General features: G+C 63.7%; 20 protein-coding genes and 2 pseudogenes. 9 read left to right on the top strand and 13 right to left on the bottom strand.

Translation table 11 applies throughout. The features are described from left to right. Positions 1 to 9 precede the first annotated feature (9 nt). The 7 genes and pseudogenes from ACFLEY_RS29225 to ACFLEY_RS29255 form a co-directional block, all read right to left on the bottom strand. A complete protein-coding gene (locus tag ACFLEY_RS29225) occupies positions 10 to 1674 on the bottom strand; it encodes an ATP-dependent acyl-CoA ligase (RefSeq protein WP_060911391.1) in 1665 nt (554 codons plus the stop codon). A gap of 9 nt (positions 1675 to 1683) precedes the next feature. Further along, complete coding sequence (locus ACFLEY_RS29230) at positions 1684 to 2841, bottom strand: ABC transporter substrate-binding protein (protein WP_060911390.1); 1158 nt, start codon at positions 2839 to 2841, stop codon at positions 1684 to 1686. A 55-nt stretch (positions 2842 to 2896) separates the two neighbouring features. After that, positions 2897 to 3046: pseudogene (locus tag ACFLEY_RS29235) on the bottom strand (cyclase family protein); the annotation flags it as partial. Between the two features lie 553 nt (positions 3047 to 3599). Further along, positions 3600 to 3938, bottom strand: a pseudogene (locus tag ACFLEY_RS29240) (Zn-ribbon domain-containing OB-fold protein); the annotation flags it as partial. After that, positions 3935 to 5113 (bottom strand): thiolase family protein, encoded by a 1179-nt coding sequence (locus ACFLEY_RS29245; RefSeq protein ID WP_060911389.1) that lies wholly within the window; start codon positions 5111 to 5113, stop codon positions 3935 to 3937. The gene ACFLEY_RS29245 and the pseudogene ACFLEY_RS29240, both read right to left, overlap by 4 nt. 16 nt (positions 5114 to 5129) lie before the next feature. Beyond that, on the bottom strand, positions 5130 to 5567 hold the full coding sequence (locus ACFLEY_RS29250) for an organic hydroperoxide resistance protein (protein WP_060911388.1): 438 nt from the start codon (positions 5565 to 5567) through the stop codon (positions 5130 to 5132). A 21-nt stretch (positions 5568 to 5588) separates the two neighbouring features. Next, a complete protein-coding gene (locus tag ACFLEY_RS29255) occupies positions 5589 to 6380 on the bottom strand; it encodes an aspartate/glutamate racemase family protein (protein WP_060911387.1) in 792 nt (263 codons plus the stop codon). 628 nt (positions 6381 to 7008) lie between these two features. Between ACFLEY_RS29255 and ACFLEY_RS29260 the strand changes: the two genes are divergently transcribed. Genes ACFLEY_RS29260 through ACFLEY_RS29275 form a run of 4 tightly spaced genes read left to right on the top strand, consistent with a single transcriptional unit; the run spans position 7009 to position 11404 of the window. Continuing rightward, positions 7009 to 8157, top strand: a complete 1149-nt coding sequence (locus ACFLEY_RS29260; protein ID WP_060911386.1) for an ABC transporter substrate-binding protein — start codon at positions 7009 to 7011, stop codon at positions 8155 to 8157. Between the two features lie 42 nt (positions 8158 to 8199). Then, on the top strand, positions 8200 to 9243 hold the full coding sequence (locus ACFLEY_RS29265) for a branched-chain amino acid ABC transporter permease (RefSeq protein ID WP_060911385.1): 1044 nt from the start codon (positions 8200 to 8202) through the stop codon (positions 9241 to 9243). Next, complete coding sequence (locus ACFLEY_RS29270) at positions 9240 to 11009, top strand: ATP-binding cassette domain-containing protein (protein ID WP_060911384.1); 1770 nt, start codon at positions 9240 to 9242, stop codon at positions 11007 to 11009. The genes ACFLEY_RS29265 and ACFLEY_RS29270 overlap by 4 nt, the downstream gene beginning before the upstream one ends. Continuing rightward, positions 11006 to 11404, top strand: coding sequence for an ATP-binding cassette domain-containing protein (locus tag ACFLEY_RS29275; RefSeq protein ID WP_060911383.1), 399 nt, complete (start codon positions 11006 to 11008; stop codon positions 11402 to 11404). Before ACFLEY_RS29270 ends, ACFLEY_RS29275 begins: the two co-directional genes overlap by 4 nt. Before the next feature lie 397 nt (positions 11405 to 11801). Here ACFLEY_RS29275 and ACFLEY_RS29280 read toward each other — a convergent pair whose 3' ends face one another. Further along, entirely contained in the window at positions 11802 to 12044 is a 243-nt protein-coding gene (locus ACFLEY_RS29280; protein WP_060911382.1) for a hypothetical protein, read from the bottom strand. A gap of 482 nt (positions 12045 to 12526) precedes the next feature. Here ACFLEY_RS29280 and ACFLEY_RS29285 point away from each other — a divergent pair, with 482 nt between their 5' ends. Next, positions 12527 to 13033 carry a peptidoglycan-binding domain-containing protein gene (locus tag ACFLEY_RS29285; protein WP_060913021.1) on the top strand — a complete coding sequence of 169 codons (507 nt, stop codon included), beginning with the start codon at positions 12527 to 12529 and terminating at the stop codon, positions 13031 to 13033. A 54-nt stretch (positions 13034 to 13087) separates the two neighbouring features. Here ACFLEY_RS29285 and ACFLEY_RS29290 read toward each other — a convergent pair whose 3' ends face one another. Then, complete coding sequence (locus tag ACFLEY_RS29290; protein WP_249162839.1) at positions 13088 to 13594, bottom strand: MarR family winged helix-turn-helix transcriptional regulator; 507 nt, start codon at positions 13592 to 13594, stop codon at positions 13088 to 13090. Positions 13595 to 13743: 149 nt separating this feature from the next. On the opposite strand from ACFLEY_RS29290, the gene ACFLEY_RS29295 reads away from it, so the two are divergent. The 4 genes from ACFLEY_RS29295 (at position 13744) to ACFLEY_RS29310 (ending at position 17324) form a co-directional block, all read left to right on the top strand. Continuing rightward, positions 13744 to 14421 carry a VOC family protein gene (locus ACFLEY_RS29295; protein WP_028172004.1) on the top strand — a complete coding sequence of 226 codons (678 nt, stop codon included), beginning with the start codon at positions 13744 to 13746 and terminating at the stop codon, positions 14419 to 14421. A gap of 47 nt (positions 14422 to 14468) precedes the next feature. Further along, positions 14469 to 15803: an epoxide hydrolase family protein gene (locus tag ACFLEY_RS29300; protein ID WP_060911381.1), complete on the top strand. Its 1335-nt coding sequence runs from the start codon at positions 14469 to 14471 to the stop codon at positions 15801 to 15803. A gap of 76 nt (positions 15804 to 15879) precedes the next feature. Further along, positions 15880 to 16335, top strand: coding sequence for a carboxymuconolactone decarboxylase family protein (locus tag ACFLEY_RS29305; protein WP_011086201.1), 456 nt, complete (start codon positions 15880 to 15882; stop codon positions 16333 to 16335). 101 nt (positions 16336 to 16436) lie between these two features. After that, on the top strand, positions 16437 to 17324 hold the full coding sequence (locus ACFLEY_RS29310; RefSeq protein ID WP_060911380.1) for an alpha/beta fold hydrolase: 888 nt from the start codon (positions 16437 to 16439) through the stop codon (positions 17322 to 17324). A 2-nt stretch (positions 17325 to 17326) separates the two neighbouring features. Here the strand turns inward: ACFLEY_RS29310 and ACFLEY_RS29315 are convergent, their stop codons facing one another. The 4 genes from ACFLEY_RS29315 to ACFLEY_RS29330 all read right to left on the bottom strand — a co-directional run bounded on the left by ACFLEY_RS29315 (position 17327) and on the right by ACFLEY_RS29330 (position 20540). After that, positions 17327 to 17821 (bottom strand): hypothetical protein, encoded by a 495-nt coding sequence (locus ACFLEY_RS29315; RefSeq protein WP_396604270.1) that lies wholly within the window; start codon positions 17819 to 17821, stop codon positions 17327 to 17329. A 223-nt stretch (positions 17822 to 18044) separates the two neighbouring features. After that, the gene (locus ACFLEY_RS29320) at positions 18045 to 18482 is read right to left on the bottom strand and encodes a thioesterase family protein (protein ID WP_011086198.1); all 438 of its coding nucleotides are present in this window, start codon (positions 18480 to 18482) and stop codon (positions 18045 to 18047) included. Then, positions 18482 to 19390: a fumarylacetoacetate hydrolase family protein gene (locus tag ACFLEY_RS29325; protein ID WP_011086197.1), complete on the bottom strand. Its 909-nt coding sequence runs from the start codon at positions 19388 to 19390 to the stop codon at positions 18482 to 18484. Before ACFLEY_RS29325 ends, ACFLEY_RS29320 begins: the two co-directional genes overlap by 1 nt. 43 nt (positions 19391 to 19433) lie before the next feature. Further along, positions 19434 to 20540: a cupin domain-containing protein gene (locus tag ACFLEY_RS29330; RefSeq protein ID WP_060911379.1), complete on the bottom strand. Its 1107-nt coding sequence runs from the start codon at positions 20538 to 20540 to the stop codon at positions 19434 to 19436. Positions 20541 to 20877: the final 337 nt, after the last annotated feature.

The raw sequence follows: 20877 nt of genomic DNA on the forward strand, positions 1-20877 counted from the left end.
ACGCGACAGTCAGCGTCGCAATCTTACTCCGGCCGCCTCGCGATCCCACGTATCCGCGGTGACGCCGGCGTCACGCAGCGCGCCCTTCTTGATCTTGCCGTTCTCCGTCAGCGGCATCTGGCTCAGAATGCGCACATAGCGCGGGATGGCGAAATAGGCGATCTGCCCTTCGCAATGCCTGACGATGTCGACGGGCCCCAGCGATTGGCCCGGCTCCAGCAGGATCGCAGCCGCAACCTCGTCCTCACCCAGCTCCGACGGCAGCGGGTAGATCGCGCAAGCGGCGACCGCGGGATGGGACTGGATGGTCTGCTCGACCTCCCAGGATGATACGTTCTCGCCGCGCCTGCGGATCGAATCCTTCATGCGGTCAATGAAGCGATAGTGTCCGTCAGCATCCCGGACGACCCGATCGCCCGAGTGAAACCACAGATTTCGCCACGCCTCGACCGTCTTCTCCGGCATGCCGAAATAGCCGGTGGCGAAAGCAAAGGGCTCTTTTGCGCGAAGCAGCAGCTCCCCGGCCTGTCCGTCAGCAAGCGCTGAATCATTTTCGTCGACGATCCGCGCCTCGATCCCGTTGGCGAGATAGCCCATCGTCCCTGGACGATCGGATGGGATCGTTCCTGCAAACACGAAATTGGTCTCGGTCGAGCCATAGCCGTCGACCAGCGGCACGCCAAATCGCTCGAGGAACGGCGCGTGGATTTGCGGCGGCACGCCGCCGCCAAGCGCAACGCGAAGACGATGCGCCGAATCGTTCGGATTCTTCGGCTGCGCCAGAAGCATCGACGCCATCGCACCGAGCAGATAGCCGACCGTCGCATTGTGCCGTTGCGCGGCGGCCCAGAAGCCGGAGGCGGAGAACTTCGGCTCCAGCACGTAGGTGCATCCGTTCAGGAGCGCCTGGTAGAACGCATTCAGCGCGTTGGTGTGAAACAAAGGCAGCGTCGTGAACAGCACATCGCCCTCGCGAACGCCAAGCGCCCGCGCCGAATAGATGCCCCACCAGAACAGTTGCGCCTGCGGGCAGCACACACCCTTTGCAGGCCCCGTCGTGCCCGATGTGTAGAGGATCGCAACGGTGTCGCCGGGGCGCACGGCGCCCGCCGGGGCCGCGGCTCCGAGAGCCGGCAATGGCAACGCGGAAAGCCCGGCATCGACCGCCCCGCCGGCAGCTCCGACGATCCAGGTCCGAGGCGGCAGCTCGACACCTGCCTCGACACTCTCGATCGCGGCAACGAACTGAGCCTCGACGACAAGGAGCGCGGGACGCGAGTTGCGGAAGATGTGGGAGAGCTGGAAGCCGCGGAGCGCTGTATTGATCGGGACCGCGATGGCCCCGAGCCACGCACAGCCAAGGTAGACCTGTAAAAACTCCGGACGGTTCGAACACATCAGCGCGACCCGATCGCCCGGCTTGATCCCCGCATTGACGAGCGCCTGGGCCGCCGCGGCCGCGATCGCCGCGGTCTGCGCAAAGGTCCAGCGCGTCTCGCCCGCGACCAGCAGGACGCGATCGCCATAGCGTTCCGCCTGCCGCGTGAGGATGGTGGAAAGGATCCGCTCCGACGGTGGAAACGACGTCACCGCGCGCGCCCAGGCCGGCGTCGCGTTCTCCCGTCCGGCCGCTGCGCCGGCGTTCGCCGGCCCCTCGTTTTCCGCCACGATCATGCGTCCGCCTCAGGGCAACAGCTTGTATTTGCCGTCCTCGATCTGGACCAGGATGCGCGAGCGATCGTCGACGCCATGCCGATCAGCCGGCGTGTAGGTGTAGACGCCCTGCGTCCCCACGACCTCCTTGGTCGTGAACAGCGCCTGACGAAGCGCGGTCCGAAATTCCGGCGAGCCGGGCTTGGCGCCGGTTGCCATCGCACGCTTGGCGGCATCGGCGAACACCAGCCAGCCGTCGAAGGAATAGGACGAGAATGAATCCGTCGGCGCCTCGCCGTTGGCCTTCTCGAAGGCCGCACGGAAATCCAGCGCAACCTTCTGAATCGGATTGCTGGCGGGAAGCTGCTCCGCCGCGGTCACCGGTCCGGTCGGACAGATGATGCCGTTGGCGGCCTTGCCGGCAAGACGGAGGAAATCGGCACTGATCATGCCGTGATTGCCGTAGAGCGGCCCCTTGTAGCCGCGCTCGGACAGCGCGATGACCGGCAGCGCACCGGGCGTTCCCGTTCCACCCAGCATGATCGCATCGGGATGCGCGGCGATCGCGCGCAGCACCTGGGCCGTGACCGAAGAGTCCGAACGCGCGTAGCGCTCATTGGCGATCACCTTGATGTCCGCCGACTTGGCGGCCTGCACCAGGGAATCGTAGAAGAGGTCACCTAACGCGTCGGAGAAGCCGATGAAGGCGACGCTCTTCAATCCCTTCGCCTTCATGTTGTCGACGATGCCCTGCAACAGCAGCGGCGTCGGTTGCGGCGTCTGCACGACCCAGGGACCGCCCTCGCCCGGCGGCACCGGCGCGATCGGGGACACCGCGATCATCGGAATCTTCATCTCGATAGCCGCAGTCGCCATTGCGAGCGTCTGGGGCGCACCGGACGTGCCAATGAGGACATCGACTTTTTCCTGCTCGACGAGTTTGCGGGCATTGCGCGCCGACGACGTCGGATCGGAGCCGTCATCGAGCTGGATGACCCGCACCTTCTCGCCGCCGATCTCACCGACATAGGCCTGGCCCGCCGCGATCCCCTTCGCGTTCGGAATGCCGATCGAGGATACCGGTCCGCTGAGACCGGTGACGAAACCGACGAGAATATCGGCTTGCGCAATGTGCGGGACGGCAAGAAGCAACGCAGTGGAGGCCAGCAGACTCTTGATCAAGTTCATGGCACCTGTCCTTCGTGAGAATGTCTTGTTCCGATTGGCAAGCCATGGATTCAGTTCAGGTTGACCAAACCAGCGCGATGACGCGAAGCGGACTGCCGGAGCCGTTCTGGATCTTCAGCGGCGAGGCGACGATGACAGCCCCGGTGGCCGGAAGCTGATCCAGGTTGCACAGGCATTGCAGGCCGTAGCGACCCGCGCCGTGCATTGATGCCATCGGCTCCCCGCATCCGCATGCCGGGGCCAAAGGCCTGCGCGAGGTTGATGAAGCCGAGATAGGCCTGGTCGATCTCGTCCCGTGCGATGCTCGTGCCCCTGCGGTCGAGCAGGCCGCCCGGCCGCACATATTCCGTCGTGTTGACGAGGATATCGACCTTGCCGCCGATGTCGGCGGCGAGATCAGCTGCGGATTTCTCGTCGGCCGCATCAAGGGTCACGATTTCGATCCCGTCCTGACCGCGCAGCAGATTCTCGCCGGCGAAAGGCCGCCATGGTTCGGCAACACCGACAAAGACCGTCTTGGCGCCTGCCGCCTTCAATGCGGCGACGGCTTCCTGGCCTATCACGCTGCGGCCGTTGGTCACGAGCACGCGCCGGAATTTCGGATCGGCCGTCATTTCCCGCCACTGCTTGTCGTCTGCCATGTTGGGAGTCTCCCCCTCGGGATGGGCAAAAGCCACCGCCTGGCCGCTCTTGTCGAGTTGAAACGACATGCGGACGGGCGCGCCCTCCGCGGCGTCGGCATGGAGATGTGCGACGATCGTCGGACCGCAGTCCATCTTGACGAGGCCGATGCGCCAGGGCGCCCGTTCGCGGAAATAGACGTCGCTCGGCACGCGTGCCGTCGTTTCCGCGAGAAGGACGCCTCGTCGTGGCGCATCGGCGAACGCGAGGTTGGCCGACAGGCAAGACGGACAAGCCTCCCGCGCGGGATAGGCGAAGGCACCGCAGGCATCACACTGCTGCAGCATGAAGCGGCCTTCGGCGGCTGCCCGCGTGAACCCATGCGACGTCCTGCTGCGCGGTCGCGGTGGCGAAGCAGGCAGCCGCGTCCGCAGCAGCGGGTTCTTGCGCCGGGGCGGCTTGATCGGCTCTATCATCGCGACGGCCCTGCAAAGATCGCGGCGCCCGAGGCGAGACCGCGGTCGTAATTGATCATACCGAACCCCGAGGCCAAGGCGAGGTTCGCATTCCTGACCTGGGTGGAGCCTGCAGTCCCCAGAACCTGCCGCAGCCCTTCGACGAGGCCGAGATAGGCGCCGGCCGCGCCGGCCTGCCCGGCCGAGAGTTGTCCGCCCGAGGTGTTGTGCGGAAAGTCGCCATCGATGGTGAGATCGTGCTGGCGCACGAACTCGGCCCCCTCCCCCTTCTTGCAGAAGCCGAGATCCTCGAACTGCATCATCGTGATGACGGGATAGTCGTCATAGGTCTGCACGACATCGAGATCATCAGGCTTCACGCCGGCCATCGCATAGAGTTCGCCGATGTCCATCGCCCAGCCGCCGCGCACCTGCATCGGATCGTCGGCGAAGGCATTGTGCCGCTCGATCGTCGACAGCAGTCGCGCCGCAGGCAGCCCCAGCGATGCCGCGGTATCTTCGCGCATGACGAGGAACGCTTCCGCGCCGGCGCAGGGCATCACGCAGTCGAACAGGTGGATCGGATCGGAGATCGGCCGGGCCGCGAGATACTGTTCGAGCGTCAACGGTGCCTTCATCAATGCGTGCGGGTTGCGCAGCGCATTGGCGCGCTGGGCGACCGCGATCCTGCCGACATCCTCCCGCGTGACGCCGAAGGTGCGCATATAGTTGCGCGCGATCAGCGCGAAGCTCGCATTGGCGCCGCCCGCGCCATAGGGATAGACGGCATCCTGGTTGAAGCGCGAGAAATTCTCGAGCGTCAGCCGGAAGGAATCGACGTGGTTGGTGTCACCCGCCACGCACGCCACGATGTCGGCGTCATGGGCCTGAACCGCGCGCGCCGCCTTTCGCAATCCCGCGACCGCGCTGGCGCCGCCGAGCGGGATCGTATCCAGCCATCGCACGCAGAGCCCGAAGTGCTGCGTCAATCCGATCCCGCTGTCAGTCCCCATGGTGAAGCTGGAGACGCACAGACCGTCGATGTCGGAGGCTTTGATGCCGGCCTGCGCGAAGAGAGCGCTGAGCGCACGGCCGATCCACCACTGCGCGCTTTCGATGGAGTAGCGCACATAGGGAATCGTGACGGGAGCCGCAATCACGACGCCGTCGTACGGTGTGCGTAAGGAATTGGTCACCGAGCGCCCGCCTCGTTCATCCGCCTGAGACCACCGTCAGTTTCACGGCAATATTGCCGCGGGTTGCGTTCGAATAGGGGCAACGCTCGTGCGCGCCGGCGACGACCTCTTCGGCCACAGATTTCTCGACACCCGGCAGGTTGACTTTCAGTTCAACGGCGAGCGCATATCCGACGGGGACCGGCCCCATTGCAACCTTCGCGGTCACCGAGGGCTCGGCGGATGGCGCGACCTTGCGGGTGCGCGCGACCAGCTTGACCGCACCGAGAAAGCACGCGGCATAGCCGGCCGCAAAGAGCTGCTCGGGATTGGTGCCCTCGCCGCCGGGGCCGCCCAGCGATTTCGGCACGGACAGCAAGACCGACAGCCGATCGTCAGTGCTGGCGGCCTTGCCATCCCGACCTCCGGTCGCTGTCACCTCGGTCTCGTACAGGATCTTTTCGGGAGTCATCATGGCTGGTTCTCCAAGGCTGGTTCACCGGGACTGGCGGCTGTTGCGGGCGAGAAGTGCGCGAAAATCGTCGCGCGCCTGTGCGCTGGCCCGCTTGAAGCTCGGCCCGCGGCTGGGCTCGGTGCCATTGAGCTTCCGGAGCTGCACCCACATCTCCGCACTCTTCAGGGCCACGGCCGCGCAGTTGACCACGGGCGCGTGGCCGACCTTCAGGCCATGCTCCCTGCCGATCAGGAGGCCCGGCAGCACACCGGCGGGGATCACGACGTCGGCGCCGCGCTCGACCAGCGGACGTGCGCAGGCGACAAAATCCGCGATCATGCGGGCTTGCGCGGCCTGATCTCCGGCGAACGCATCGGCGAAATCCGCCGGCTTGCAGCCAAGGCCCGTCACGTGGACCACGCGATCGCCGAGACCATAGCGCTCGGCCTGCTCGTAATGCCAGACCTCGAAGACAGGATCGAGCGTCACAAGGCCTAATCGCCGGCCGAGCTGCGAGGCCGCCAGCAACGTCGCCTCGCCGGTCCCGATCACGGGAATGTCGAGCGTCGAGCGCAGCTCGTAGAGACCCGGATCCTGGAAGTGCCCCATGACGAAGGCGTCGAACCCGCCCTCCTCGGCCGCGATGCCATTGTCGATCGCCTGGACGGCACAGCGCAATTCCGCAAGCCGCCCGAACTCGCGGTCCGGCGGCGTAATGCCCTCGACATGAACTGTCGTGCCGGATGCGGCGATGTTGTTGAGGTACTCCGACAGCCGCGCCATGTAGGGCGCGTTCACGCTCGCATCAACGAAGCTCTGCCAGAAGATGCGCATCGTCCTTCTCCTCAAGCGGTGATCGGAGGATCGGTCGTCGGCTGCCGATGAATATATTTCAATCATAAACTAATTCGCGCGTCAAATGCACGCCGCGGCGCCGGCGACGGCCACCGCTACGGCAAGGCAGGCACGGCCTTTTCGTCCAATCGAATGGCAAAGAAGCGCCGCGCTCTGGCGAAATTGTATGCAACGACATTTTTTTCTGACAGCACCGTGACACGTGTTGACGGCCCTACCGATAATACTTTAGGCTTTAAGTAATTCCTCGCCGGTCAAGGACCGGTGGCCATGACAATGATGTTGCAGGGCACCGATTTTGAGAGACTCGATCGTGTGGACAGTCGCCGTGCTCGAACAGCCGGCAGCAGCACCGCCGGTCGCGCATCGCGGCAGGGCCAACGACCTTTCATTGCTTCAGAAAAAGCCCGCCCGCATTCGCCGATGGGCTCGTTGTTCGAACGGCAACCAGGGCCATGGCTGCTGACGCCCGCCCGAGCAAACTCTCTTCGGCCGCGCCCGGAATTTGGCGCTGCAGCAATGCTTTCAATCGGTTCGTTCGTCGTTCGGGCTCCCCGCGCGGCGGCATCAAGGCATTCCTATCCAGCATCAACGGAGGAGAACGCAAATGCGCAAGACTCTGAGCCTACTTGCACTTGTCGCCGGCGTCTTCGCAGCCCCGGCTGCGCAGGCCGACATCACGATCGGCTTCGTCACCTCGCTCAGCGGCAACGGCTCGTCGATCGGAATCCCCTATGGGCGGGGCATCAACGCCGCCTATGAATACAAGAAGACCATCAACGGCGAGACCATTCGCCTGATCCAGCTCGACGACGGCTCCGACCCGTCGGCCGCGACCCGCAATGCGCGCAAGCTGGTGGAGGAAGAGAAAGTCGACCTCCTGATCGGCACCGCGACGGCCCCCTCGACCATCGCCATGGCGGCCGTGGCGAGCGAGCTGAAGGTGCCGATGATCGCGGTCTCGCCGATCGCCAAATTGCCTGATACGCCGGAGCAGTGGGTGGTGTCGGTGCCGCAGCCGGCTTCACTCCTCGTCAAGATCGTCGCCGACCGCATGAAGCGCGACGGCATGAAGAACATCGGCTATATCGGCTTCTCCGACGCGTGGGGCGACCTCGTCTACAACGGCGCCAAGGCCGCCGAAGCCGCCGGCGACATCAAGGTCCAGACCAACGAGCGCTATGCCCGCACCGACACCTCGGTCACCGCGCAAACCCTGAAGGTGCTTGCGGCGCGGCCGGACGCCGTGCTGGACGGCGGCTCGGGCACCCAGGGCGCGCTGCCTCTGCTCAGCCTCGCCGAACGCGGCTTCAAGGGAAACACCTACGGTACCGTCGCGCTGGTCAATCCGGACTTCGTCAACGTCGGCGGCAAGGCGGCCGACGGCATTCAGGTCTCCGCGGGTCCCGTGATCGTCGCCGAGCAGCTTCCCGACGAGCACTTTGCCAAGAAGATCGCGCTGGATTTCCGCAGCGTCTACCAGAAGACCCATAACATCCCGACCACGGACGGCTTCTCCGCCTACTCCTTCGACGCCTGGCTGATCTTCGCCAACGCCGCCGAGCGCGCGCTCAAGACCGCCAAGCCCGGAACGGCGGAATTCCGCGCTGCGTTGCGGGACGCGATCCTCAGCACCAAGGAGCTGCCGGGCGTGCATGCCGTCTACAACTTCAAGCCCGGTGCGGTGACCGGCGTCGACGAACGCGCGCTCGTCGTGGTGCGGCTGACCGGCGGTGCCTGGAAGTACGCGCCGTAGTCGGAAGGCGGCAGACAGTCAGAACGGGGGAACGACGTCTCAATGACGAGTGACATCGCAGCCATTCTTGCGATCGACGGGATCGCCACCGGCGCAGTCTATGCGCTGGTGGCGATCGGGACCGTCCTCATCTTCACGGTGACCAGGGTCATCTTCATTCCCTTCGGCGACATCGCCGCGTTCACCGCGCTGACGCTGGCGGCCCTCGATGCGAAGCGCTTTCCGGGCACGGGGGCGCTGGTGGTCATCCTGGCCTGCCTTGCGACCCTGATCGAGATCATCTCGCTGGTACGCGCCGGCGAAACCCGGCTGCTGCCGCGCGCGCTCTTCTTCTACCTCGCGCTTCCGGTGGCCGTGGTTGGCCTCGCCTGGCTGACGATGCGCGCCGATCCTCCGCTCGCCGTCAGGCTCGTGCTTGCCTTGATGCTGATCACGCCGATCGCTCCGCTGCTGGATCGGATCGTCTTCCGCCCCATCGCGGACGGAACGGTGTTGTTGCTCCTGACGGTCTCGGTCGCGCTGCATTTCGCGCTGGTGGGCCTGGGGCTGCTGTTCTTCGGACCTGAAGGCGTCAGAACCGAACCGCTGACGTCGTTGTCGGCCGAGTTCGCCGGCGTGCTGGTCTCGGGCCAGACCATGCTGATCGTGATCGCAGCCCTCGTCTTCAGTGGCCTGCTATTCCTCTTCTTCGACTTCACGCTGGTCGGAAAATCGCTGCGCGCCACCGCCGTGAACCGGACCGGCTCCCGCCTGATGGGAATACGGCCAGCCCGCGCCGGCACGATCGCCTATCTGCTGGGCTCGCTGATGGCCGGCGTATCGGGCATCCTGATCGCACCGGTCAACACCGTGTTCTACGATTCCGGCTTCCTGATCGGCCTCAAGGCCTTCGTCGGCGCCATCGTCGGCGGCATGACCAGCTATCCCGGCGCGGCGATCGGCGCCGTCGGCGTCGGTATTCTCGAAAGCTTCGCATCCTTCGAGAGCAGCGCGCTGAAGGACGTCATCGTGTTCTCGCTTCTGATCCCGATCCTGATCTGGCGATCGCTCGCCTCGCTGCATTCCGAGGAGGAGATCGAGGAATGACGCGCTTCCAAATTCAGCTTGCGGCAATGGCGGCGCTGGTGTGTCTGGCGGTGGCCCCCTTCGTGCTCAGTCCGTTCAGCATCACGCTGATGAACTACATCGGCATCTATTCGCTGGTCGCCATCGGCCTTGCCCTGCTCACCGGTGTCGGCGGCATCGTGTCGTTCGGCCAGGCCGCGTTCGTCGGCGTCGCGGCCTATGCAACGGCCTGGGTCTCCGCGCTGAACGGGTACTCCCCGTGGCTCGGCCTCCTGTTCGGCGTGGCGCTGACCTGCTCGGTGGCGTCCATCCTCGGCGTCGTCACCTTGCGGCTTCAGGGCCATTTCCTCTCGCTCTCGACCGTCGCATGGGGCCTCGCGATCGGCTTCCTGTTCGGCAATGTCGAGGGGCTCGGCCGCTTCAACGGCATCTCGTCGATCCCGCCGATCAGCATCGGATCGATCGCGCTGGTCTCGAGCGCGCAGATCTATTTCCTGATCTGGGGCATCGTCGCCGCCGTCCTGCTGCTCGGATATAATTTGCTGGACTCGCGGCTCGGCCGCGCCATGCGCGCGCTCCGCGGTGGCAATACGCTGGTCGAGAGCCTCGGCATCAACGCCTTCCAGATCAAGCTCGTGACCTTCGTGATCGCGCCCTTCCTGGCCTCGCTCTCAGGGTGGCTCTACGCCCATATGAGCCGGTTCATCAGCCCCGGCCCGTTCGATGCCGGCATGGGCATCGAATATCTGATGATGTCGATGGTCGGCGGCGCCGGCAGCCTTCTCGGCGGCGTCGTCGGTGCCGCCGTCGTCACCCTGCTCAAGAACAGCGTGCAGGACTATCTGCCACTGATCGCCAAGGGCGCCTCCGGTCAGCTCGAGATCGTCGCCTTCTCCGCATTGTTCATCCTGTTCCTGCAATGGGCGCGGCAGGGCATCGTGCCGTTCGTTGCGCGCTTTCTGCCGAAGGTCCGGCGCGATCGGCCGCTGCCGGCGCCGTCCCTGCCCCGCCGCGCGCAGCCGACCCCGGGCGAACTGCTTCTGAAGGTCGATGGTGCCGAGCGGCGGTTCGGCGGCCTCGTCGCCGTCAACAATGTCAGCTTCGAGGTGCGGTCCGGCGAGATCCTCGCCGTCATCGGCCCGAACGGCGCCGGCAAGAGCACGATGTTCAATTGCCTGACCGGCGCGCTGCGGGTCAACAAGGGCGAGATCGTCTTTGCGGGACGCCCCATCACGCGCGACGCGCAATCCCGCATCGTCAAGGCCGGGATCGCGCGGACCTTCCAGCATGTGAAGCTGCGGCCGCGCATGAGCCTGCTCGAAAACGTGATGCTCGGCACCTACGCCCGCACCAGCACCGGCCTGTTCGCCAGCGCCTTCCGCCTCAACCAGCGCGAGGAGGCCAGCGCGCGGCACGAGGCCCTGATGCAGCTCGAGCGCGTCGGGCTCGGCGAAAAACCGTTCGAGCTCGCGGGCAATCTGCCGCTCGGCAATCAGCGCATCCTGGAGATCGCCCGTGCGCTCGCCGCGGACCCGGCGCTGCTGGTGCTGGACGAGCCGGCGGCCGGCCTTCGCCGCCAGGAGAAGCTGCGGCTTGCGGAGCTGCTCAGGTCGCTGCGGTCGGACCACCTGACCATCCTGATCGTCGAGCACGACATGGAGTTCGTGATGTCGTTGGTCGACCGCATCGTGGTGCTCGATTTCGGCTCAAAGCTCTGCGAAGGCGCTCCAGCGGCGATCCGCAGCGACGAGCGGGTTCAAGAGGCCTATCTTGGAGGCGTCGCGTGAGCGAGATGTTTTCGATGACCGACGTGACCGTCTGCTACGACAATGTCGAAGCGGTCCGCAACGTCTCGCTGTCGGTCGAGGAAGGGCAGATCGTCACCGTCATCGGCCCGAATGGCGCCGGCAAGACCACGCTGCTGATGGCCGCCATCGGGCTGCTCGCATCGCGCGGCCGCCTGGTGTTTCAGGGCAACGATATCGGGAGGATGTCCGGCACCATCGCGTCGCTGCGCGACCTCGGCGTGTCGATCCTGCTGGTCGAGCAGAACGCGCGCGCCGCGCTGGAGACGGCCGACTACGGCTACGTTCTCGAAACCGGCGAGGTGGTGCAGTCAGGCCCCGCCAAGGATCTCATCCATGATCCCCGGCTGATCACGGCCTATCTCGGCGGACACTAGGGCCGGCTCTTGCAGGCCGCACAACAAGAAGTCGAAAAACAACCCCATGCACAGTAGCCGGGGACAGCGATATCAATGGCTTGATGGCCCGGTGCAGGGACTGCTGTTTTTTCGAAATCGTTTGACCCGTCGGGCAAGACAGGGGCATGATGCCATCATCCCGGCGGTGGCGCGCGATGCGCCACATTGAATGATTTCACTTCCCACGTACTTGCGAGACGACGGCCCGCTTCGGGAGTAGCAAGCCGAGTTCGCGTGCCTTCTTTCTTACTGAAGTGACATGGCGATCAAGCTCCCGGGCGATGTCTCCGGCGCAGGTTTTCTGACGCGCAAGAGCCGTCAATCGCTGCGCGTCGTGCCTAGACCATTCGCGCGGTTTTGAAAACTTCACGGACCCTCATTCGTCTGAAGCGATGGAAGGTGCGGCGACCTCCCCATCCGAGATGGGCGATATGAAATCTCTGTGCAGGCAAGTTGGTCTTCGGGCGCCATCGAACAGCACGGTGAGGCCCGTGGTACGACGGCTCACGTCAATGACGATGCCGCTCCGGTCAGCAAGCTCCGGGCATCGAACGGCACCAAGCTTGCTCATCCTGAAACGCATACCGACAGCAATTCTGTCGACGTTCTGGTAAATCATTACCGATATCCGGTAAGTAAAAAGTCACAGGTAAAAAAGCAAAAGCTCGAATTAACACGAAACTATACCAGATCGACCATCCGTGCAACCGGCGGACGAAATTGACCGTGAACTCTCGCAAGCAGGCGCGACTTGGCGGCAGCCCAAATCCCGAGCATCCGCTGTTGGACTCTTTCCGGAAGTGCCGCGATGTCGACGTGGGTCCGAAATGTGCGCCAGAACGGATGACCGCCTGTGCGCATCCCAACGTGCCGAGGTCGTTAGCCAAGCGCCTGTCGGGCAGTCCCGACGCAATTCCGTGTAACAAGCTACGCCCGCCAAGGAACAAGTGCCTCCTGTAACAGTTGCCAGCGACGGAACCCGGAGTTGACCTTTGATTTAGACACCACCCGAAATTCGAGTGTCACAGCGGCGCATTTGAGCCGATACAGGTGTTCAACGCGAAATCATTGCGAGACTCAAGATCAGCGAAGGATATGCCATTGCGCGTCTTCATCCTCGCGTTATCAGTCTTGGGAATTTTCTTGGGAATTCTCCTCGGTGCAAATGCTGCCGCAGCCGGTCCGAGCACGACCGACCGCGAACTGATCGCATCCATCGATCCGGCGATCGTTGCCGGTGAGGCAACTCAGGAAACCGAAGATCAGATCGGCCTCAACAAGGGAAAGCGTCGCGACGTGCAGCGCCGGCTGACCGGTCTCGGTTTCGACACCAAGGTCAACGGACGGTTCGACGTGTCGACCCGCGCCGTCATCACGCGCTGGCAGGCGGCACGCGGCTATCCCAGGACTGGCTTCCTGAATCCGCTGCAACATCAGGCGCTACTGACCGAGTCCGCCTCGGCGGCGCATGCCAGCTTCAGCGGCAGCGATAAATCCGATGACGACCGTTCGGCCCGCCGTCGCGCGGGTGCGCACCATCAGCACAGTGGGGGCGGTCCCGGTGGACTGATCGGCGGCGTGCTGGGAGGACTGTTCGGACGCAGGTGACGCCCTGCCCGCTTGACGTCCAGATCCCTGACCGATTCACAGGGAGAGGGCCTGTCACTCGTCCTTCGTCGCCTTGATCAAATTGTCGCGGAGCGTGACGACGCTTTTCTGCAGCCGCGCGAAATCATCCTGCTTGAGCCCGCTCGACTTCACGAGATTCATGTGCATGCCTTTCTCGCGCAGGCGTCGGCCGGCGTCGGTGAGGCTGACGCGCACCTGCCGCTCGTCGGCGGGATCGCGCTGGCGGCGCAAATAGCCCATCCCCTCGAGTTTTTTTAGTATCGGCGTCAGGGTGTTGGATTCCAGGAACATCCTGTCGCCGAGTTCACTCACGGTCTGGTCATCTTGCTCCCACAGCGCCACGATGGCGATCCATTGCGGGTAGGTCAGGCCGAGCTCCTCGAGGCCCTGCCGGTAGGCCCGCCCGTAGGCGAGGTTGGCCGAATAGATCGCGAAGCACAGGAAATCAGCGAGGCTCCGGTCGCCCGCGGCCGGTTCCTGGTTCTGATTGTCTATTGAATTATCTTTGGAATCGGCTCTGAGACCGTTCGTAAGGCTCATTGTGGACGCCCTTTCAGACACAGACATGTGGGGTCTCGCATGCATATATATCGCATCCGATTAAATCGAAAGGGTTGACATCAGAGCCTGGCGGCACTTTATGACTCGCACCCGATTATATCGTATACGGGATAAATTAGGAGAGAACCATGCCAGTCACAAATGCAAACAAGACCACCAGAGCACCAACGATCGACATGAAGCTCGAAGTCGTCGTGATCCCCGTCTCCGACGTCGATCGTGCCAAGGAGTTCTATGCAAACCTCGGATGGAGGCTCGATGCCGATTTCGCGGGGCCTGATGATTACCGCGTGATCCAATTCACGCCGCCCGGCTCCCCCTCCTCGGTCATTTTCGGCAAGAACGTCACCGCGGCGGCACCCGGCTCCGCCCAGGGCCTGTACCTGGTCGTCTCCGACATCGAAGCTGCGCGAAACGATCTGCGCGATCGCGGCGTCGAGGTCAGCGAGGTCTTCCACGCCGGAGGCGACGTGCACACCGGCCCGGACGAACCCTATCTGTTCGGGCGACGTCGGATTGGTGGTGCGGAGCCCGCGCACCGCAGCTATCGTTCGTACGTTTCGTTCCACGATCCCGACGGCAACGGCTGGCTGTTCCAGGAGGTGACCACGCGATTGCCGGGACGCGTCGAGGCAGCAGACACGACATTCACCTCCTCGACCGAGCTTGCGAGCGCGCTCCGGCGTGCGTCCGCGGCACACGGCGAGCACGAGAAGCGGAACGGCGGTCAGTACGATGCGAACTGGCCGGACTGGTACGCCGACTACATCGCCCGTGAGCAGGCCGGCCAGCCGCTCCCGGTCTGAGCCGCGGCTGCGACGTCACCCAACCGAAAGAGTGAGGGAGAGTCCCAATGCGTGCGCAATCAGTTTCTGAAGTCATCAACCCGGACCGGCGCCAGCTCTTGCGTTCCGCCGCGGTGGGAATGGCCGCGGCGGCCGCCGCGAGCCTTTTCCCCGCGCACCCGGCGCCGGCGGCCACAGCTGACGAAATCCGCCCCTTCCGGATCGACGTTCCAGAAGAGGCGCTGATCGATCTGCGCAGACGCATCAACGCGACGAGGTGGCCGGAGCAGGAAACAGTCGCCGACGAATCGCAGGGCGTGCAGCTTGCGATCCTCCGGGACCTCGCGCGCTATTGGGCGACGGACTACGACTGGCGAAAGATCGAGGTAAAGCTGAACGCCCTGCCGCAGTTCATCACAGAGATCGACGGGCTGGACATTCATTTCATTCACGTTCGTTCGAAGCACGAAGATGCGCTGCCGCTCATCGTCACGCATGGATGGCCAGGCTCGATCATCGAGCAATTGAAGATCATCGATCCCCTCACCAATCCCACGGCGTACGGCGCGAGCGCACCGGACGCCTTCCATGTCGTGATCCCGTCAGTTCCCGGTTACGGGTTTTCGGGCAAGCCAACCACCAGCGGCTGGGGCCCTGCCCGCGTCGCGCGCGCCTGGGTCGCGCTGATGAAGCGCCTTGGCTACGCACGCTTTGTCGCGCAGGGCGGCGACATCGGCGCCCTCATTTCCAATGCGATGGCTGAGCAGGCGCCGCCGGAACTGCTGGGCATCCACACCAACTTCCCCGGCACGATTCCGCCGGAGATCACCAAGGCGCTGCAGAGCGGTGAGGCACCCTCCGGTCTCTCGGCCGACGAGCAACACGCCTTCGACCAGGTGAAGGATTTCCGCGCCAAGCATTTTGCCTACGCCGCCATGATGGCGACCCGGCCGCAGACACTCTACGGATTGGCGGATTCGCCGGTCGGCCTGGCCGCGTGGATTCTCGATCACGGCGACGGTGACGCGCAGCCGGCGGCGGCGATCACTTCGGCCGTGCTCGGACGCACCGTCAACGGGCATCCAGCCGGCGCCGTGACCCGCGACGACGTCCTCGACGACATCACGCTCTACTGGCTGACGAACACCGCGATCTCGGCGGCCCGCTTCTACTGGGAAAACAAGGGAATGAGCGCGCTGAACGCGGTCAACATCTCGATTCCCACCGCCGTGAGCGTCTTTCCCGGCGAAATCTACCAGGCTCCGCGCAGTTGGACCGAGCGGGCCTACCACAAGCTCATCCACTACAACAAGGTCGACAAAGGCGGACACTTTGCGGCCTGGGAACAGCCGCAGCTTTTCACGCAAGAGGTTCGCGTAGGCTTCCGGCCGCTGCGCAAATAGATCTGAACATTCTGCCCAAACCAAGGGAGCACGAAATGATCTCCATCGAGCAGAATTCATCACCAAGGAACAAAACATGAGTCAGCGTCTCGACTACAATCAGATTGCACCGGCAGGCGTGAAAGCGCTGGGCGGTGTCCGTGGCTACGTCATGCAGAGCGGCCTTTCCCCTACGCTGGTCGAGCTGGTCTACCTGCGAATTTCCCAGATTAACAATTGCGCGTACTGCCTCGATACGCACACCCGTGACCTGCTCAAGAAGGGAGTGAAGATCGAAAAGATCGCGCTGGTGCAGGCGTGGAAGGAAGCCGGCGCCCTCTTCGACGAGCGTGAACGCGCCGCCCTTGCGTGGGCCGAAACGGTGACGCGCGTCGCGGATACCGGCGTGCCGGATGAAGCCTATCAGGACGCCCGCGCCGTGTTCGACGAGCGAGAACTCGTGGACCTCACGATCGCGATTGGCCTGATGAACGCCTACAATCGCATGGCGATCAGCTTTCGGAACACGCCACAGGCAGCACTCGGGACGTAAGCCCCAGGAGGCGCCGGGAAGTTCTCTGCCGAGCTTCTTTCAGACTCCAGATCAACTTGGCCTGCACGCTGATCGGATAACGGGACGAAAGGACGCTGATCATGTCATACCGGATCAACAACACAACAATCGATTTCTTCGAGATCAACGAAGACATCACGCTCAGAAGAGTGGTTCTGCGTAACCCGAGACCGAAGGGGACCGTTCTCTTTCTGCACGGCTTTCCGGAGACCCTGTCCGCCTGGAAGGACATTGCCGAGGCCCTCGCCGACGACTACGAAGTCCACGCTTTCGATTGGCCGGGTTACGGTCTTTCATCGAGGCCAATGGTCGACAGGTTCTCCTATGCGCCGAAGGACTACGCGCATGTTCTGGATCAGTACATCGTGAAAGCAGGCATCGACACGTCGAGGCTCACGATTTACGCAACGGACATCGGGGCCCTACCGGCACTCCTGCTGGCGGTGGAAAAACCCGATATCGCAAGGACAATCATCGTTGGCGACTTCGCCCCGTTCAACAGGCCGCAGTTCATGTCCGAGAAGCTGCAAAATCTGAAGGCGGGGCCTGCCATGGAGCAGGTCCGCGCCAACATGAACAGCAACCGCGACGAGATCCTGGAAAACATCTTCACAAGAGGCTTGCCCAAGGAAGCGCAGTTCGAAGTTTCGCAGCAGTTTAGGGACGACATGTCCCACGGATGGAGCCACGGCGCGATGACGACCGTAGACGCGTTCTCCCACTACTACTCGCACTTCACGCGAGACCAAGACCACTTCAAATCGCAACTAGCCCGGCTCAAAACCCCGGTGAAGGTGGTTTGGGGCGAGAAGGACCTCTACATCAAGAAGGAGATGGGAATAGAGCTCGCCGCAAGGATCGACGCCGAGTTGGCGCTTCTTCCCGGCATCGGGCACTACCCTCACCTCCAGGACCCGAAGCGCACCGTCGACGAGGTTCGCGCCTCGCTACGCGGCACGTCAACTTGATCTCACCGTGCTCTCGGATCTCGCGGGGGCCGCACGGCCCGCGTCAGCATCGGAAAATGCTTGTTGCCGCCAGCGAATGGCGGGAATTTCACGAAGTCCGCGCGCATGCGCTTGATCACGTCGGAGCCGAGCGCGTGCGCGAGGGATTGCGGGCTGTCGAACACCAGCTTGTTGCGCTGCATGTGCTCGACCCGCTGCGACGGCAGCCGGTCGACCCAATCGATGCGGGTGTAGATCTCGATCTGGCGGACATCAGGGAAGGTCCGCATGATCGCCGGGTGGTGCTCCAGATAATGCAGGTTCCAGGCGTTCATGTCCTCGGCCGGGCCGGGATAGTGCACGAGGTAACTGCACGGAGTTGTCGTTCCTGCCGGATGTTCGGCGACATCGACGGGGAATGACCGCGTCACCATCACCTGATGCGTGACGTACAATCCGGCGAGGCCTGACAATCCGGCACCTGTCGCCAAGCTGGCCAAGACGCCGCCGCGATCCATCGCCGCTTCGCATATGAGCAGGTCGGAAAGCGCAGTTGAAGCGCAAGCACAGGGCCCGAGCCATCGGCTTTGTAGGGATGATCGACCGACTGTTGCAGCGGCGTGAACAGCAGGCCCTCGGTCATCCCAGGGATCGATCCGACCAGCTCAGCGACGGCGGCAACCTCGTCGGAACGAATCCACCGTTCACCAGAAGGATCGGAGAACGTCATGAAGAGCGAGATCATGCCGGCGTTGCCTCAGCGCCCTCGCCCTCGCTCACGTGCGCCATGAGCGCGGCGCGAATGTCATCGGGCCACGGGATCGCATGGTGATCCAGCAGCGAGGTCGCGGCAACGACCTGGCGGGCGCGCCAGCGCATGCCATTCGCGCCCGAGACGACATGTTCCAGATGGAGCGACGATCCGCCGACCCGGGCGATGCGCAATCCGAACGTCAGGCGATCGCCGAACATCGACGGCCGGGAAAAGTCGCAAGTCAGATGCACCGTGGGCGTTCCGATCTTCCGAACCGTGATCAATTCCGGCCAGGGAAAACCGATCTCCGCCCAAAACTCTTCGACGACGCCGTTGAGGATGTTCAGATAGGACGGAAAGTACGCGATGCCCGAGGGATCGCAATCGCCGAACCTCAGCTCGCGATCGAACGAAAACGTCGTCATCAGATCGCGACAACGGGGTGCCTGATGACACCGACGCCGTCGACCCCCGCTTCCACCACGTCGCCCGGCCACAGCCATTCCTGCGGGCTCATGCCGGCCCCGACGCCTTCGGGCGTTCCGGTCGCGATGATGTCGCCCGGCTCGAGCGTCATGCCCGACGAAATGTCCGATATCAGCACCGGGATGTCGAAGATCATGTATTTGGTGTTGGAGTCCTGCTTCATGACCCCGTTCTTGGTCAGCCAGAGCCGCAGGTCATGCGGATCGGGAATTTCGTCCGCGGTGACGATGCACGGGCCGAACGGTGCATAGGTGTCCATGCCCTTGGAAAAGATCCACTGGCCGGCGCGGCGATTGTCGCGCGCGGAAATGTCGATCATCACCGAATAACCGAAGACGTGCTCCATCGCTTTCTCGGTCGCGATGCGCGTCGCGGTCTTGCCGATGATGACGGCGAGCTCGACCTCCCAGTCGAGCTGCTGCGTCATCTTCGCGTTGTGCTGGATCGCCGCGCCCGGGCCGATCACGGAAGTCGGCGGCTTGGAGAAGACGACCGGCTGCTTCGGCAGATCCTTGTCCGTATCCAGGCTCTTGGCGGATTCCGCCACATGCGCGCGGTAGTTCAGCCCGATGCCGAAGATGTTCTTTCGCGGACGCGGGATCGGCGCCTGCAGCTTGACGTCCTCGACCGGAACGGCGGAGCCGGCCGGCAGGCGTCCATTGGTATTGTCCAGGCATTCCCTGAGCGCCGGCAGCAGTGTCACGCTGTTGTCGATGAGCGACAGCATGTCGCTCGGCCATGCAAAGCCTTGCGACGCACCGAGGTGCTCGACGTCCACGACCAATCCGTCAACGAGGACCCCGAGACGGGCACCGCTGGAGCCCAAAGTGTAGGTAACAAGGCGCATGAAGCTTTATCCGGCTCTTTCGTTTGAATTCTGCGAGGGTACGTCAGGCAGCCACTGGCTGGTGGCCGGCATTATCGCCATAGGCCTCTTCACGATAGAAGCCGAGACTTTCGATGACAGGCAGGTCGTTGAAGCAGAACAGGCAGGCGTCTTCGCTCTCCGACGCATTGCCGTGCTCGTGCCAGGCCCAGGAGGGAACGCAGAAGATGTCGCGCTCCTCCCACGCGAAACGCGTGCCGCCGATGATCGAATAGCCTCGGCCCTTGGCGACCTGGTAGATGAAGCTGCCGGTGTGCCGATGCGACTTCGTCTTCTCGCCCGGCCGGAGCAGTTGCATGCTCGCGCCGATCGTCTGCATCACGTGCCCGCCGGTGATCGGATTGACGTAGTTCATGAGAATGCCGTCATAGGGCGAGCCGTCGGTTGCGGCGGCGTATTTCCGCAAGGACTCGTAGGTCGGCTCCCACTCGTATTTGAACATGGGGGAATAGCCCTTCGACCATTTCGAATCCGCCGGCCGCAGCCCGGGATTGCCCCAGGTCTTGGTCATGTCGTCCACGGGATAGCCGGAGTCTTCCTGTTGCACCTTCGGATGGACCGCGAAAAAGTTCGCCTCCAGCGCATTGACGAGCGGGATGTCGAGGCCGTCCTGCCAGATGCAGACCGAGCCGTTGCCGTCGACCCCATGCTCGTGCCAGGTGCCATTCGGCGTCAGCACGAAATCCCGCGCCCCCAGGGTCATCTTGTGGCCGTCGACGATGGTGTAGGCGCCCGCCCCTTCCATGATGAAGCGCAGGGCAGAGGCCGAGTGCGCGTGGGCCGATGCGACCTCGCCGGGGTGCATCACCTGCAATCCCGAATAGAGCCAGCCGACCGCGGCCGAGACGTCGCGGCGGCCGGGATTGTTGAGGTAGATCACCCGTCGTCCCGCCTTCTCCGGCGAGACCAGCTCGACCGAACGCAGCACGTGCTCGCGCAGATCGCTGTAGCGCCAGAGCACGGGAACGGAGGCCGATTGCGGCGCCCATGGCTCGATCTTGTTGGCGACCGTCCAAAGCGCGCCGGCTTCGTACTTTTCGAGATCCTTGTAATAGGCCTTGAGCTCGGGGGTGTCCTCGACATTGGCCCGGCCGATGGTGTTTTCGCGCATCCTATCCTCCAAGTCCTGTCTCGTAGCGTCGTCGGTGCGACGCGTCCCGAGCTTTCATTCCGGTTTGCGCGCGGGCCAAGCGGCGCCAGCGGACGCCGATTGACCCGCAGATCGACGATGTCGTGCATTCGCTGCGGCTTCACGGACCGGTGAAGCCGCCTCGTCCGCTGTCGCGCAGGCGTTGAGATAGACAAATGAAGCCTGGACGGCGGCAGCTCTAAAGCGAGGCAGCTTCAGCATCGGCCCTACCCTGTCGCTGGCTCATGACCGCCTTGCCGGAGAGAAGATCCGCAAGCGTGATAGCATGGCGCGGCGTTGACTTACTTCACATGTAAAC

The sequence above is a fragment of the Bradyrhizobium sp. YCK136 genome, assembly GCF_044570075.1.
GTDB classification, from domain to species: Bacteria; Pseudomonadota; Alphaproteobacteria; order Rhizobiales; family Xanthobacteraceae; genus Bradyrhizobium; species Bradyrhizobium diazoefficiens.

Excerpts from the sequence above, each read along its gene's own strand:
- ACFLEY_RS29225 (WP_060911391.1), bottom strand. The coding sequence starts at position 1,674 with ATGATCGTGGCGGAAAACGAGGGGCCGGCGAACGCCGGCGCAGCGGCC.
- ACFLEY_RS29230 (WP_060911390.1), bottom strand. The coding sequence starts at position 2,841 with ATGAACTTGATCAAGAGTCTGCTGGCCTCCACTGCGTTGCTTCTTGCC.
- ACFLEY_RS29250 (WP_060911388.1), bottom strand. The coding sequence starts at position 5,567 with ATGATGACTCCCGAAAAGATCCTGTACGAGACCGAGGTGACAGCGACC.
- ACFLEY_RS29255 (WP_060911387.1), bottom strand. The coding sequence starts at position 6,380 with ATGCGCATCTTCTGGCAGAGCTTCGTTGATGCGAGCGTGAACGCGCCC.
- ACFLEY_RS29260 (WP_060911386.1), top strand. The coding sequence starts at position 7,009 with ATGCGCAAGACTCTGAGCCTACTTGCACTTGTCGCCGGCGTCTTCGCA.
- ACFLEY_RS29265 (WP_060911385.1), top strand. The coding sequence starts at position 8,200 with ATGACGAGTGACATCGCAGCCATTCTTGCGATCGACGGGATCGCCACC.
- ACFLEY_RS29270 (WP_060911384.1), top strand. The coding sequence starts at position 9,240 with ATGACGCGCTTCCAAATTCAGCTTGCGGCAATGGCGGCGCTGGTGTGT.
- ACFLEY_RS29280 (WP_060911382.1), bottom strand. The coding sequence starts at position 12,044 with ATGATTTACCAGAACGTCGACAGAATTGCTGTCGGTATGCGTTTCAGG.
- ACFLEY_RS29290 (WP_249162839.1), bottom strand. The coding sequence starts at position 13,594 with ATGAGCCTTACGAACGGTCTCAGAGCCGATTCCAAAGATAATTCAATA.
- ACFLEY_RS29295 (WP_028172004.1), top strand. The coding sequence starts at position 13,744 with ATGCCAGTCACAAATGCAAACAAGACCACCAGAGCACCAACGATCGAC.
- ACFLEY_RS29300 (WP_060911381.1), top strand. The coding sequence starts at position 14,469 with ATGCGTGCGCAATCAGTTTCTGAAGTCATCAACCCGGACCGGCGCCAG.
- ACFLEY_RS29305 (WP_011086201.1), top strand. The coding sequence starts at position 15,880 with ATGAGTCAGCGTCTCGACTACAATCAGATTGCACCGGCAGGCGTGAAA.
- ACFLEY_RS29310 (WP_060911380.1), top strand. The coding sequence starts at position 16,437 with ATGTCATACCGGATCAACAACACAACAATCGATTTCTTCGAGATCAAC.
- ACFLEY_RS29315 (WP_396604270.1), bottom strand. The coding sequence starts at position 17,821 with ATGGATCGCGGCGGCGTCTTGGCCAGCTTGGCGACAGGTGCCGGATTG.
- ACFLEY_RS29320 (WP_011086198.1), bottom strand. The coding sequence starts at position 18,482 with ATGACGACGTTTTCGTTCGATCGCGAGCTGAGGTTCGGCGATTGCGAT.
- ACFLEY_RS29325 (WP_011086197.1), bottom strand. The coding sequence starts at position 19,390 with ATGCGCCTTGTTACCTACACTTTGGGCTCCAGCGGTGCCCGTCTCGGG.
- ACFLEY_RS29330 (WP_060911379.1), bottom strand. The coding sequence starts at position 20,540 with ATGCGCGAAAACACCATCGGCCGGGCCAATGTCGAGGACACCCCCGAG.